This is a genomic window from Sporichthyaceae bacterium (assembly GCA_036493475.1).
GTDB lineage: Bacteria > Actinomycetota > Actinomycetes > Sporichthyales > Sporichthyaceae > DASQPJ01.
On record DASXPS010000017.1, the window covers coordinates 15,670 to 28,185 of the forward strand.

Annotated in this window: 10 protein-coding genes; 4 read left to right on the forward strand and 6 right to left on the reverse strand. The window is 67.7% G+C overall.

The annotated features are described in order from the left end of the window. The first annotated feature begins 5 nt into the window (after positions 1-5). Together VGJ14_01795 and VGJ14_01800 are read left to right on the forward strand one after the other, a co-directional pair. Positions 6-413: a response regulator gene (locus VGJ14_01795; GenBank protein ID HEY2831131.1), complete on the forward strand. Its 408-nt coding sequence runs from the start codon at positions 6-8 to the stop codon at positions 411-413. After that, positions 410-1,765, forward strand: a complete 1,356-nt coding sequence (locus VGJ14_01800; protein HEY2831132.1) for a response regulator — start codon at positions 410-412, stop codon at positions 1,763-1,765. The genes VGJ14_01795 and VGJ14_01800 overlap by 4 nt, the downstream gene beginning before the upstream one ends. Before the next feature lie 3 nt (positions 1,766-1,768). Here VGJ14_01800 and VGJ14_01805 read toward each other — a convergent pair whose 3' ends face one another. The 3 genes from VGJ14_01805 to VGJ14_01815 are packed head-to-tail and all read right to left on the reverse strand — an operon-like array spanning position 1,769 to position 5,241. After that, a complete protein-coding gene (locus VGJ14_01805) occupies positions 1,769-2,584 on the reverse strand; it encodes a succinate dehydrogenase/fumarate reductase iron-sulfur subunit (protein ID HEY2831133.1) in 816 nt (271 codons plus the stop codon). Then, positions 2,581-4,404 (reverse strand): fumarate reductase/succinate dehydrogenase flavoprotein subunit, encoded by a 1,824-nt coding sequence (locus VGJ14_01810; protein HEY2831134.1) that lies wholly within the window; start codon positions 4,402-4,404, stop codon positions 2,581-2,583. The genes VGJ14_01805 and VGJ14_01810 overlap by 4 nt, the downstream gene beginning before the upstream one ends. A gap of 12 nt (positions 4,405-4,416) precedes the next feature. After that, positions 4,417-5,241 carry a hypothetical protein gene (locus tag VGJ14_01815; protein HEY2831135.1) on the reverse strand — a complete coding sequence of 275 codons (825 nt, stop codon included), beginning with the start codon at positions 5,239-5,241 and terminating at the stop codon, positions 4,417-4,419. Between the two features lie 224 nt (positions 5,242-5,465). On the opposite strand from VGJ14_01815, the gene VGJ14_01820 reads away from it, so the two are divergent. Further along, a complete protein-coding gene (locus tag VGJ14_01820; protein ID HEY2831136.1) occupies positions 5,466-6,845 on the forward strand; it encodes an FAD-binding oxidoreductase in 1,380 nt (459 codons plus the stop codon). 10 nt (positions 6,846-6,855) lie between these two features. Next, positions 6,856-8,112, forward strand: a complete 1,257-nt coding sequence (locus VGJ14_01825) for a cyclopropane-fatty-acyl-phospholipid synthase family protein (GenBank protein ID HEY2831137.1) — start codon at positions 6,856-6,858, stop codon at positions 8,110-8,112. A 34-nt stretch (positions 8,113-8,146) separates the two neighbouring features. On the opposite strand, the gene VGJ14_01830 is transcribed toward VGJ14_01825, so the two are convergent. From VGJ14_01830 to VGJ14_01840, 3 genes are all read right to left on the reverse strand, one after another. Further along, the gene (locus VGJ14_01830; GenBank protein ID HEY2831138.1) at positions 8,147-9,010 is read right to left on the reverse strand and encodes a formate/nitrite transporter family protein; all 864 of its coding nucleotides are present in this window, start codon (positions 9,008-9,010) and stop codon (positions 8,147-8,149) included. 261 nt (positions 9,011-9,271) lie between these two features. Beyond that, positions 9,272-10,834, reverse strand: coding sequence for an ABC transporter substrate-binding protein (locus tag VGJ14_01835; GenBank protein ID HEY2831139.1), 1,563 nt, complete (start codon positions 10,832-10,834; stop codon positions 9,272-9,274). 60 nt (positions 10,835-10,894) lie between these two features. Then, entirely contained in the window at positions 10,895-12,460 is a 1,566-nt protein-coding gene (locus tag VGJ14_01840) for an AMP-binding protein (protein ID HEY2831140.1), read from the reverse strand. Positions 12,461-12,516: the final 56 nt, after the last annotated feature.

The following is a 12,516-nucleotide window of genomic DNA, read 5'->3' on the forward strand; positions in this document are numbered from 1 at the left end:
GCGAGATGGATACGACCGGTGCGCTGGTGCTCATCGTGGAGGACAACGTCAAGAACATGAAGCTGGCGCGTGACCTGCTCACCTACCACGGGTTCCGCACCCTGGCGGCCGGTAATGCAACCGACGGGATCGCGCTGGCCCGGGAGCACTGCCCCGACCTCGTGTTGATGGACATCCAACTCCCCGACATGGACGGCACGGCGGCGCTGAAGGAGCTGAGAGCGTCGCCCGTCACTGCCGGGTTGCGGGTGGTGGCCCTCACCGCCTTCGCCATGCGCGAGGATGAAGAGCGCCTCCGCTCCGCCGGCTTCGACGGCTACCTGGCCAAGCCGATCGACGTGCGTGAGTTCCCCGGCCAGATCCGCCGGTTCTGCGAACGGGGTCTGCCGACCCGAGACGAGGAGCAGAGATGAAGGCGATGTCCCGCATCCTGGTGGTCGACGACACCCCGGCGAACGTCAGGCTGTTGGAGGCCGTCCTGCTGCCTCGGGGGTACGACGTGCTCTGCGCCGGCTCTGGGGAGGAGGCACTCGAGTTGGTGGCCAAGGAACGACCCGACCTGGTGCTCCTCGACCTGCTGATGCCCGGCATGAACGGCCACGAGGTGTGCCGGCGGCTGCGGGAGGACCCGGCCACCGCCACCCTGCCGGTGGTCATGATCACGGCCAGCGGGGCCGGGGAGAAACTTCAGGCCCTCGAGTCTGGGGCCGACGACTTCGTCACCAAGCCTTTCGACCAGGCCGAGCTGCTGGCCCGGGTCCGCTCCCTGCTGCGGGTCAAGGAGTACCACGATCTGATCGAGGCTCAGGGTGTCGAACTGGCCGATCTGAACCGGACGTTGACCGCCCGGGTGGCCGATCAGGTGGGAGAACTCGAGCGCCTGGGCCGGCTGCGGCGCTACCTCTCGCCGCAGGTGGCCGAGCTGTTGGTGTCCTCGGCCGACGACACTGTGACCCGCAGCCCCCGCCGCGAGGTGGCGGTGCTCTTCTGCGACCTGCGGGGGTTCACCGCCTTCTCCGAGCAGTCCGAGCCCGAGGAGGTGATGGCCGTCCTGGCCGAGTTCCACGAGGCGGTCGGGCCGGTCATCAATAGCTTCGGTGCCACCGTCGGGTTCTTCGCGGGTGACGGGCTCATGGTGTTCTTCAACGACCCACTGCCCTGTCCGAACCCGTCCGAGGCGGCCGTGCGCCTTGCGCTGGCCATGCGCGAGGCGACCGCGGAACTGGTCCGGAGCTGGGATCGGCTCGGCCGCGAACTCGGCTTCGGCGTGGGCATCGCCTTCGGCTTCGCCACCCTCGGAGAGGTGGGTTTCGACGGTCGCTACGACTACACGGTCGTGGGCAACGTGGCCAACCTCGCCGCCCGACTCTGCGACGAGGCCGCCGCGGGCGAGATCCTGGTCAGTGGACGGGTCCAGCTGGCCGTGGGATCCCTCGCCCGGACCGAGCCGGCCGGCGACTTCACCCTGCGGGGCTTCCAGCGACCGGTGCCCGCCCACCGGGTGACGGGCCTGACCGAACCTGAGGGCACGGCGTCGGGCAAGGTCGGCGCTGCGACCGCGCCGGGTCTCGGGGCGCTCACCACCCGGGAGCGGGAGGTGGCCCGGCTGGCCGTCCAGGGCCGGACCGCCCCCGCCATCGCCCGCGAGCTGTTCATCGGCGAACGGACCGTGGAGAGCCACTTGGCCCGTACCTACGCCAAACTGGGCGTCGACTCCAAGCTGGACCTCATCCGGCGAGCTGTCGAACTGGGCCTCGCTGACTAGGCGTTAGCCGTTCCTCTTCTTCTTGCTCAGCCCGAGGGCCTTGAACACCGGGTCGTACTTGCGGTCGGCCACCCGCTCCTTGAGCGGGATGATGCCGTTGTCGGTGATCTTGATGTGCTCGGGGCAGACCTCGGTGCAGCACTTGGTGATGTTGCACATGCCCAGGCCGTGCTGCTCCTGGGAGATGGCCTGCCGGTCGTTGGTGTCCAACGGGTGCATGTCCAACTCGGCGAGCCGGATGAAGAACCGTGGGCCGGAGAAGGCCGGCTTGTTCTCCTCGTGGTCGCGGATGACGTGGCAGACGTTCTGGCACATCCAGCACTCGATGCACTTGCGGAATTCCTGACCGCGCTCGACATCGATCTGTGCCATGCGGTACTTGCCGTCGGGGTCCCGCGGCTGTGGTTTGAAGGCGAGGACCTCCTGCGCCTTCTTGTAGTTGAACGAGACGTCGGTAGCCAGGTCCTTGATTACCGGGAAGGTGCGCAGTGGGGTGACCACCACGGTCTCGCCCGGCGGCAGCGCGGACATCCGGGTCATGCACATCAGCCGCGGCTTGCCGTTGATCTCCGCCGAGCACGACCCGCACTTACCGGCCTTGCAGTTCCACCGCACGGCCAGGTCGTTGGCCTGCTCGGCCTGAATGCGGAAGATGATGTCGAGGACGACCTCGCCCTCGTTGACCTCGACGGTGTAGTCGCGCAGGTCGCCGCCGGAGGAGTCGCCGCGCCACACCTTGAACTGCGCGGTGTAACTCTTGGACTTGTCGACGCCCGGCTGGATGGCCTTCGGGTTGTTCGACGAAACAGTCGCGGTCACTTGGGCTCCTCGAACAGTTCCTTGAGTTCGTCCGGCATGACCGGCAGGGGCCGGTGGGAGAACGTCACGGTCCCGTCCTTCTCGGACAGGATGATGTTCTGCGAGCCCCAGAACGGATCGGCGGTCGGGTAGTCGTTGCGGGTGTGCCCGCCGCGGCTCTCCTTGCGCTCGATCGCGGCCACGGCGACCATCTCCGAGCAGAGCAGCATGTTCTGCAGGTCGATGGCCAGGTGCCAGCCGGGGTTGAACTGGCGGTTGCCTTCCACGGTCAGGTTCTGCGCGCGGGCCTTGAACTCCTGCAGCTTGGCCAACGCCTCGTTCATCTCATCGGCGTCGCGGATGATGCCGACGAGCTCGTTCATGGTCGCCTGCAGTTCCTGGTGCAGCTGATAGGGGTTCTCGCCGTTCTCCCGCTCGAACGGGGCGAGCGCATCCCTGGCGGCCACCTCGATCTGACCGTCGCCGACCTGCGGTCGATTGCCCGTAGCCACGTATTCCGCCGCGTACCTGCCGGCACGTTGGCCGAACACCAGTAGGTCGCCCAGGGAGTTCCCGCCCAGCCGGTTGGAGCCGTGCATGCCGCCGGCGACCTCGCCGGCCGCGTACAGCCCGGGCACCAGCGCCGCCTGCGTATCGGCGTCCACCTCGACGCCGCCCATGATGTAGTGGCAGGTCGGGCCGACCTCCATGGGCTCCTTGGTGATGTCCACGTCGGCCAAGTCCTTGAACTGGTGGTACATCGACGGCAGCCGCTTGTTGATGTACTCCGGCGTGCGCCGCGAGGCGATGTCCAGGTAGGCGCCGCCGGCGGGTGACCCGCGGCCGGCCTTCACCTCGGCGTTGATGGCCCGGGCGACCTCGTCGCGGGGCAGCAGCTCCGGTGGGCGGCGGTTGTTCTTCTTGTCCTCGTACCACCGGTCGGCCTCGGCCTCGGTGTCCGCGGTGTCGGCTTTGAAGAACTCCGGGATGTAGTCGAACATGAAGCGCTTGCCGTCTTTGTTCTTCAGGATGCCGCCGTCACCACGCACCGATTCGGTGACCAAGATGCCGCGCACCGACGGCGGCCAGACCATGCCGGTCGGGTGGAACTGGATGAACTCCATATTCAACAGCGTCGCGCCGACCCGGGCGGCCAGTGCGTGGCCGTCGCCGGAGTACTCCCAGGAGTTCGAGGTGACCTTGAAGCTCTTGCCGATGCCGCCGGTGGCCAGGATGACCGCGGGCGCCTCGAAGGCGACGAACCGCCCGGACTCCCGCCAGTAACCGAAGGCGCCCGCGACGGGACCCCTGTTGGTGCCGTGCGCGGCCCCCCCGGTGCCGTCGGTGAGCAGCCGGGTGATCGTGCACTCCATGTACACGTCGATACCCAGGGCCACCGCGCGCTGCTGAAGGGTGCGGATCATCTCCAGGCCGGTGCGGTCACCGACGTGCGCCAGGCGGGCGTAGCGGTGGCCGCCGAAGTCGCGTTGGGAGATCAGGCCGTCGGGGGTGCGGTCGAACAGCGCCCCCCACTCCTCCAGCTCCTGGACGCGCTCGGGGGCCTCCTGGGCGTGCAGCTGGGCCATCCGCCAGTTGTTCAGCATCTTGCCGCCGCGCATGGTGTCCCGGAAGTGGACCTGCCAGTTGTCATCCGGCCAGACGTTGCCCATCGCCGCGGCGATGCCGCCCTCGGCCATTACCGTGTGGGCCTTGCCCAGCAGGGACTTGCAGACCACCGCGGTGCGCGCGCCCGCCTCGTGCGCCGCGATCGCCGCGGACAGTCCGGCGCCGCCGGCGCCGATCACGAGAACGTCGTAGCTGTGCCTTTCCAGATCGGTCATCTACTCGGTCCTTTAGAAGAAGCGGGGGTCATGGAAGGCGCCGGATGCGACCAACGACACGTACGCGTCGGCCAATGCGACCCCGAACAACGAGACCCACGCGATCTGCATGTGACGGGTATTCAGCTTCGACACCTGCGTCCATGCCCAGTAGCGGATCGGGTGCTTGCTGAAGTGGTTCAGGCGCCCGCCCATCGCGTGCCGGCAGGAGTGGCAGGACAGGCTGTAGAGCCACAGCAGCGTCGCGTTGGTGAGCAGCACCAGCGAGCCCAGGCCCATGTGGCCCCAGCCCGCGCCGCCGTGCGCGTGCGCCAGTCCCGCCTCCTGCTTGAACGAATGAATCGCGTCCCAGGACAGGATCACGTTGAGGACCAAGCCCAGGTAGAAGAAGTACCGGTGGAGGTTCTGCCCGATCAGCGGGAGGCGGGTCTCGCCGGTGTACTTCGCGTGCGGCTCGGCCACCGCGCAGCCGGGCGGCGACTGCCAGAACGACCGGTAGTAGGCCTTCCGGTAGTAGTAACAGGTCAGCCGGAAGCCCAGCGGCACCACCAGGATGATCAGCGCCGGGGACAGTGCCCACCAGTGCCCGATCGGGGTCCCGAAGTCATCCGCGCCCGACCGGCAGCGCTCGACGACGCACGGCGAGTAGAACGGGGAGAGCAGGTGGCTCTTCTCCTGGACGTACGCCGTGTTGATGAACGCCCGAATGGTCGAGTAGATGACGACCGAGACCAGGACCACGACGGTGATCAGCGGCTGCAACCACCAGCGGTCCCGGCGTAGCGTCCGGGCGGCGATCTGCGCGCGTCCCGGCGAAAAGACTCCGGTACCAGCCATGAATTCGGCACTCCTGCGAAGGGATCCGGTCGGTGCACCCGATGCCGGTCGTGGCGGCATCATCCCGCACTTGATGACCCGCCAGTAAAGCGGGCTGTGTGCCAGTTGTCACATGGCGGCAACACGATTCCGAAACGTGCGGACACCGCCCCGTCGTGTGCGCAGCGTCACGGCGCCCGGACCCCCGAATTGCCTCCCTGGACCCCCTCCCGGACACTTGGTGGATGGGGAGTTCTCCAGCGATGGATGCCGGTCACGCGCAGCGGGTGGCCGCGCTGGTCGAGCAGTACGCCGCGATCCCGCCGGACGCCCCGGTGCGCCTTGCCAAGCGCACCTCGAACCTGTTCCGCGAGCGCGCCCGTAACGAAGGGCCGCGGCTGGACGTGCGGCCCTTCGAGCACGTGCTGGCGGTCGACCCGGCGACCCGCACGGCCTCGGTCGAGGGCATGGTCACCTACGAGGCGTTGGTGGACGCCACGCTGCCCCACGGGCTGATGCCCAAGGTGGTGCCGCAGCTGAAGACGATCACTCTCGGTGGCGCGGTAACCGGGCTGGGCATCGAGTCCAGCTCGTTCCGCAACGGCTGCCCGCACGAGTCGGTCCTCGAAATGGAGATCCTCACCGCCGACGGTCGGGTGATCATCGCGCGGCCCGATGGGGAGCACGCCGACCTGTTCCGCGCCTTCCCCAACTCCTACGGCACGCTGGGTTACGCGCTGCGGCTGGAGATCGAACTGGAGCCGGTCAAGCCCTACGTGAAGTTGCGCCACGTCCGCCATCGGGACGCGGCGACATTCTTCGCGGCGATGGATGAGGCGTGCCGCACCCGCAACCACGACGGTGAGGGGGTGGACTTCGTCGACGGCACGGTGTTCTCCGATACCGAGATGTACCTGACGCTAGGTCAGTTCGTCGACGAGGCACCGTTTCTCTCCGACTACACGTGGATGCACATCTACTACCGATCTCTCCAGACCTACGGCGAGGACTACCTGACCACGCGGGATTACCTGTGGCGCTGGGACACCGACTGGTTCTGGTGCTCGCGTGCGTTCGGGGTGCAGAAGCCGTGGGTGCGTCGGTTGATGGGCCGTCGCCTGCTGCGCTCGGACGTCTACTGGCGCATCGTCGCGCTGGAGCGGCGGACCCACCTCAACGCCCGCATCGAGCGCCTGCGCGGCAAGCCCGCGCGCGAGGAGGTTGTGCAGGACGTCGAGGTGCCGATCGGCCGGGCAGCGGAGTTCCTGGACTTCTTCCTGCGCGAGATCGCGATCGAACCGATCTGGGTGTGCCCGCTGCAGCAGAGCGCCCGGGATGTGGAGTGGCCGCTGTACACGTTCACTCCCGGCACGCTCTACGTGAACTTCGGCTTCTGGTCCGCGGTGGATCTGGAACCGGGCGAGCCGGACGGCACGCACAACCGGATGATCGAGGCCAAGGTCAGCGAGTTGGGCGGGCGCAAGTCGCTGTACTCCACCGCGTTCTATACCCCGGAGGAGTTCTGGCGGTTGTACAACGGCCCGGTCTATGAGGTCGTGAAGAAGAGCTACGACCCCGGTGGTCGGTTGCTCGATCTGTACGCCAAGTGCGTCGGCAGACAGTGAGGAGGCCGCTGTGGCCCGCACGGGCATAGCGTCGGTGTTCGCCCGGGTGCTGGACCCGAGAACGCCGGTCCGGGTGATCGCGTTCGACGGCTCCACCGCCGGGCCACCCGACGCCGAGGTCACCCTGGAGCTGTGCAACCCCACCGCGTTGAGCTACCTGCTGTCCTCACCCGGCGAATTGGGTCTGGCCCGCGCCTACGTCACCGGGCATCTGAAGGTGCACGGCGACCTGTACCTGGCGCTGACCGCGCTGTCCGCGGGCGGTGAGGCGCTCAGCCGCCGCGACCGCATCGACCTGCTGCGCGACTTCGGCCTGCGGCACCTGCGCCCGGTGCAAGCACCGCCCGAGGAGGTCATCAAGCGCCCGGCGCTGGACTGGGTCGGGCGGCACACGAAACTGCGTGACAGCAAGGCGATCAGCCACCACTACGACGTGTCCAACCGCTTCTATGAGTGGGTGCTCGGGCGGTCGATGTCCTACACCTGCGCCTGCTTCGGAAAGCCGGACTCCTCCTTGGAGGAGGCGCAGTGGAACAAGCACGATCTGGTTGCGCGCAAGCTCGGTCTGCAATCCAGCATGCGGTTGCTGGACGTGGGCTGCGGCTGGGGCGGCATGGTCATGCACGCGGCCAAGGAATACGGGGTGCAGGCGCTGGGCGTCACGCTGTCCGCCCAACAGGCTGCCTGGGCGCAGCGTGCCATCGCCGACCGCGGCCTGTCCGACCTGGCCGAGGTGCGCCATCTGGACTATCGCGATGTGCCCGAGGACAACTTCGACGCGATCTCCTCGATCGGACTCACCGAGCACATCGGCGCCAAGCAGCTGCCGGGCTACTTCACCTTCCTGCGCGGCAAACTGCGTCCACAGGGACGCATTCTCAACCACTGCATCACTCGCCCGGCGACGTCCTATCCGGCCAGGGCCGGCAAGTTCATCGACCGCTACGTGTTCCCGGACGGGGAGCTGGAGGCGGTCGGCGAGATCGTCTCGGCGATGCAGGGCAGCGGGCTCGAGGTGCGCCACGAGGAGAACCTGCGGGAGCACTACGCGATGACGCTGCGCGGCTGGTGCGACAACCTCGTCGACAACTGGGACGACGCGGTCGCCGAGGTCGGCGCCAACCGCGCCCGGGTGTGGCTGCTGTACATGGCCGCCTGCCGGGTCGGCTTCGACTCCCGGGTGATCGAACTGCACCAGGTCCTCGGCGTGCGCTGCGATGACACCGGCAATGCCAACATGCCCCTGCGCCCGGACTGGAGTAACTGAGTCCGGGCGCAGGGGTGGCGCTGCCCCGCGCCGCTCAGGTGGTGGCCGGCTCCAGGGCCTCGGCACGCCGGTGCCGAATTACGGCCGGTGCCGGCTCCTCGGCCTGACCGGGCCGTGCGGGCGCCGCGATCAGGTAGGGGATCGCGACGAGTACGGCGCCGCCCACGATGTTGCCGGGAACGGTCAGCAGGAGGTTGTGCCCGAGATCACTCCACTGCGCCGTGCCCTGGAAGATGGCCAGGGAGAAGATCGTGACATTCGCGATCGAGTGGTCGTAGCCGGTCGCGATGAACGCGAGCAGCGCCCAGAAGAGCACGATGCACTTGGCCGAGTCACTGGTCGCCCGCGAGGCCATCCACATGCCCAGGCAGACGAGCATGTTGCACAGCACCGCGCGCCAGAACAGCTGCCCGTCGGTGGCGGCGATCTTGCCGTGCGCGATGGTGTTGATCATGGCCGCGCCGGGTGCCGGCTTGCCGGGCTTGCTGCCCGCCGCGAGGGCCCCGGAGCCGTAGACCATCGCGGCGAAGCCGATGGAACCGGCGATGTTGCCGACCAGCGAGGCGACGTTCACGGCGATCGCGTCGAGGAGGCTGACGCGGCCGCGGAGCCAGCCGATGGTCATGATCATGTTGTTACCGGTGAACAGCTCCGCGCCGGCGAACACCACCAGCGTCAGCGCGATGCCGAAGACGGCACCGCCGGTCAATTTGGTGGCCGGTGAGTTCGCGGCGGCTAGGGGTCCGGCGGCAGCGGCGAGCAGGACCACCGCGACCCCGACGTAGGCACCGGCGAGCATCGCGCTGATCAGGTAGCGGGGCAGGTTGCGGGCCGCTACGGCCTTGTCTGCGGCCAGTTCGGCGGCGTCGTCGACAGATTGGGGGATGGGCTGAGGCACGAGGACGGTCCTCCCGGACGAGCGATAAAAGACTGGCTGGTCGTTTTACTGTGAGCTCGACCGTAGGCAGCCGGTGTTTCCGTCCCGCGGAATTGGCGTTACGAGGTTGCTACCGCGTTCTACCCGGATGGCGGGGCAGGGGTGCGGGAAGCCCGAAGGCCCCCCGCAACGCTGGTGCGGAGGGCCTTCGAGGTGGTGCAGGAACCGCTTACTTCCAGGTGTTCGCTTCGCTCAACCCTGTTCGATCGCTCTGCGCTCGGCTCACTTCCAGGTGTAGATAACGAACTGCTTGTCGTCCGGGGCGAATCCGTTCGGCGAACCATCGGGGTTCGACGTGGTGTTCGTGCCCGTGTACTTGTAGATGAATTCCCGGCCCTGGCCCATGTCGTGCGACCAGTTGTCACCGTTGCGCTCGGAGTTGGCGTAGGAGAAGCGCTGATCCAGCGAGGCATCGGCGGTGTAGACGTCACCGTTGTTCAGCTGGGCCATCAGTCGGTCACGGGTCAGGTTCGGACCCACTTCCTTGGCGGCGCGTTCGAAGATGTTCACGCCGACGTAGGAGGCCTGCACGATGTGGTGGTTGATGCCGCGGTTGCCCTTGGCGTACTTGTTCATCGTGGCGATGAACTCCGGGCCCCACAGCTTGTAGGTGGTGTTGGTCCAGTAACGACCCACCGGCCACTTGCCGAACAGCGAACCGAGCACCTCGGCCGCGAGGTGGTTCCCGGAGATACCCAGCGGCGGGTAGTAGCCCTGCTGGGCCGCCTCGACCATGAACTTCGCCATGGTCGCCGGGTTGATCACGTAGTGGATGATGTGATCCGGGTTAGCCGCGCGCATCGAGAGCACGTAGGCCGACATCGAGGTCTCCGAGATGGAGACGTCCGCGCGCTTGACCAGCTTCGAGCCCGCGGCGTCCATGATCTTGGTGACGTTGTCACAGGCCAGTTGCATCTCCGGCGAGGTCAGGCAGACCAGGCCGTAGGTCTTCGGCTGGATCACGTTGACCGCCCAGTGGGCGTTGGCCATCGCCTCGTGAATCATCGACATGTGCGTCGGGAACATGAACGGGTCCTGCCACTCGGTCTGGGAGTAGGCCCAGGTCCCGATCGCCGGCAGGTGATACTGCTTCAGATCGTCGTGCACCGAGGCGCTGCCCCAGCTGGAGACGCTGAGCAGGGAGAAGACGTGGTCGGAGCCGACCAGCTTCTTGATGCAGGCCTTGGTTCGGGCGACCTCACCGGGGCCGTCGTCGCAGTCGGTGAGTGAGACTCGGCGGCCCAGGATGCCGCCGCGGTCATCGATCGCCTCGATTGCGGCCTCGATGCCACGCACCAGGGGAGCGGCCAGCACGTTGCCCAGCGCCATGCCGTGCATGGTCACCGTGCCGAGCTTGATCTGGTCCTTGGTGACGCCGGCGTCGGTGGCGCCCGCCTTGTCGTCGTACGCCTTCTGGTTGGCGTCCGCATCCGCGGCGCTGTCGAGGGAGTGCAAGCCGCTGTCGCCGCCGGCTGCGCCGGCGACGGCCTTGGCCGTGGTTTTGCCACCCTTGGTCTTGGTGGCGGTCGCAGCCTCGGCCGGCTTGGCCGCCTTGGCCGCCTTCGCGGGTGCGGCGGCCGGAGCCGCGGGTACCGCGGCGGCAGCTGCCGCCCCCTGGGCAGGAGCAGCAGCCGCGGGGGCGTCTGCCGCCGGTGCGGCCGGTGCCGCCGCCGAGGTGTCCGAGGCCGGAGCAGCGGGCTGCTGCGCCACGGACGAGTTACTCGAACCGCCACCACAGGCCGCGAGCACCAGCGCCGCACTCGCGACGACTGGCACGGCCGTCATGGCTCTACGGGAGAACTTCACAAAACCTCCAAAATGCATTTCCAGGGACCGCGGGTGCGGTCAGTTGACCGCTCTCGTGCGGCCGCCCCAGTACTGCTTGCGGAGGGCGGGCTTGTCGTGTTTGCCCACCGCGGTAAGTGGAATCGAATCGACAAAGTCGACAGTTTTAGGGGTGTTGACCGATCCCTTCTGACCCTTCACCCAGGTGATGAGGTCGTCGGCCGAGACGGGCGCCGCCGGGTCAAGCACGACCACGGCCTTGACCGCTTCGCCCCATTTGTCGTCCGGGACGCCGATCACGCAAGCATCGCGCACAGCGGGGTGGGTGAAAAGGGCGGATTCGATCTCTTTCGGATACACGTTGTAACCGCCAGAAATGATCATGTCCTTCTTGCGATCCACGATGTACAGGAAGCCGCGCTCGTCCGCGCGGGCCACGTCACCGGTGCACAACCAGCCCTCGCGCAGCGCCGCGGCGGTTTCCTCGGGCCGATTCCAGTAACCGGTCATCACATGCGGGCCCTTGGCGCAGATCTCACCCTCCGCGCCCGGCGCGACCTCGTTCAGGTCGTCGTCCAGCAGCGCGACCTCGGCGATGGCCACCGGCCGGCCGCAGGAGGACAGCGGGGTCAGGTCGCCGGTGCGGATCGCCTCAGCGTGGTCGTCCTTACGCAGCGTGGTCAGCTGGTTGGGCGCCTCGGTCTGGCCGTAGAGCTGGGCGAACACCGGGCCGAACCGCTCCAGGCCCTCGACCAGCCGCTCGGTGCCCATCGGCGCCGCGCCGTAGACGATGGTCTGCAGCGAGGAGGTGTCCGCGGTCGTGGTGGCCGGGTCGTCCAGCAGGACGTAGATCATCGTGGGCACCAGCAGGGTGGCGGTGACCCGCTCCTTCGCGATCGAGGCCAGCAACTTGCTGGGGTCGAACCCGCCCATCACCACGTTGGTGCCGCCGCGCATCCAGACCGGCAACACGAAGCCGCCCGAGGCGTGCGTCAACGGTGCGCAGTGCGCGAACACGTCGGCCTCGCCCAGCCCCAGCTCGAGCAGTTCGCTGAACAATGCCGCGGAGAACGTGCGGTGGGTGTGCACCACGCCCTTGGGCCGTCCGGTGGTGCCGCCGGTGTAGTAGATGCCGAACATGTCATCGGGGCTGACTGCCGGACGGCCCGGTTCGGCACTCTGCGCCGCGGTGAGCTTGGCGAACGGGGTTCCACCGTCCAGCACGGCGTTGGTGTCCACGGACAGCCGGTGTTCGACCGCGGTGGCATCGATGATGCCGCTCAACCGCTCGGCGTAGGCGGCGTCGTGCACCACGGCCCGCGCGCCGGAATCGGACAGGATGTACTGCTGGTCCTCGGCCCCCAACCGCGCGTTGATCGGGACTGCACCCAGGCCCGCCCACAGCGCGCCGTAGAAGGCGTAGAGCACCTCGGGGCGGTCCGGCATGAGGATCGCCACCCGGTCGCCGGGGTTCAGCCCGGTGCCGAGCAGTGCCCGACCGGCCCGGCGGACCTCGGTGATCATCTCGGCATAGCTGATCCGCCGGTCCCCGGCGATGATCGCGGTACGCGGCGCGTAGGCACGCGCGGATCGCTCCAGCAGACTGCCGATGGTGGTCTCGAACAAGGCCGCACCGCCCTCAGTAAGCCGGCTAACCTCGGGATTGAATCAACATTACCCGC

Coding starts and splice junctions, on each gene's coding strand:
- VGJ14_01795 (HEY2831131.1), top strand. CDS start 6: ATGGATACGACCGGTGCGCTGGTGCTCATCGTGGAGGACAACGTCAAG.
- VGJ14_01815 (HEY2831135.1), bottom strand. CDS start 5,241: ATGGCTGGTACCGGAGTCTTTTCGCCGGGACGCGCGCAGATCGCCGCC.
- VGJ14_01820 (HEY2831136.1), top strand. CDS start 5,466: ATGGGGAGTTCTCCAGCGATGGATGCCGGTCACGCGCAGCGGGTGGCC.
- VGJ14_01800 (HEY2831132.1), top strand. CDS start 410: ATGAAGGCGATGTCCCGCATCCTGGTGGTCGACGACACCCCGGCGAAC.
- VGJ14_01810 (HEY2831134.1), bottom strand. CDS start 4,404: ATGACCGATCTGGAAAGGCACAGCTACGACGTTCTCGTGATCGGCGCC.
- VGJ14_01835 (HEY2831139.1), bottom strand. CDS start 10,834: ATGACGGCCGTGCCAGTCGTCGCGAGTGCGGCGCTGGTGCTCGCGGCC.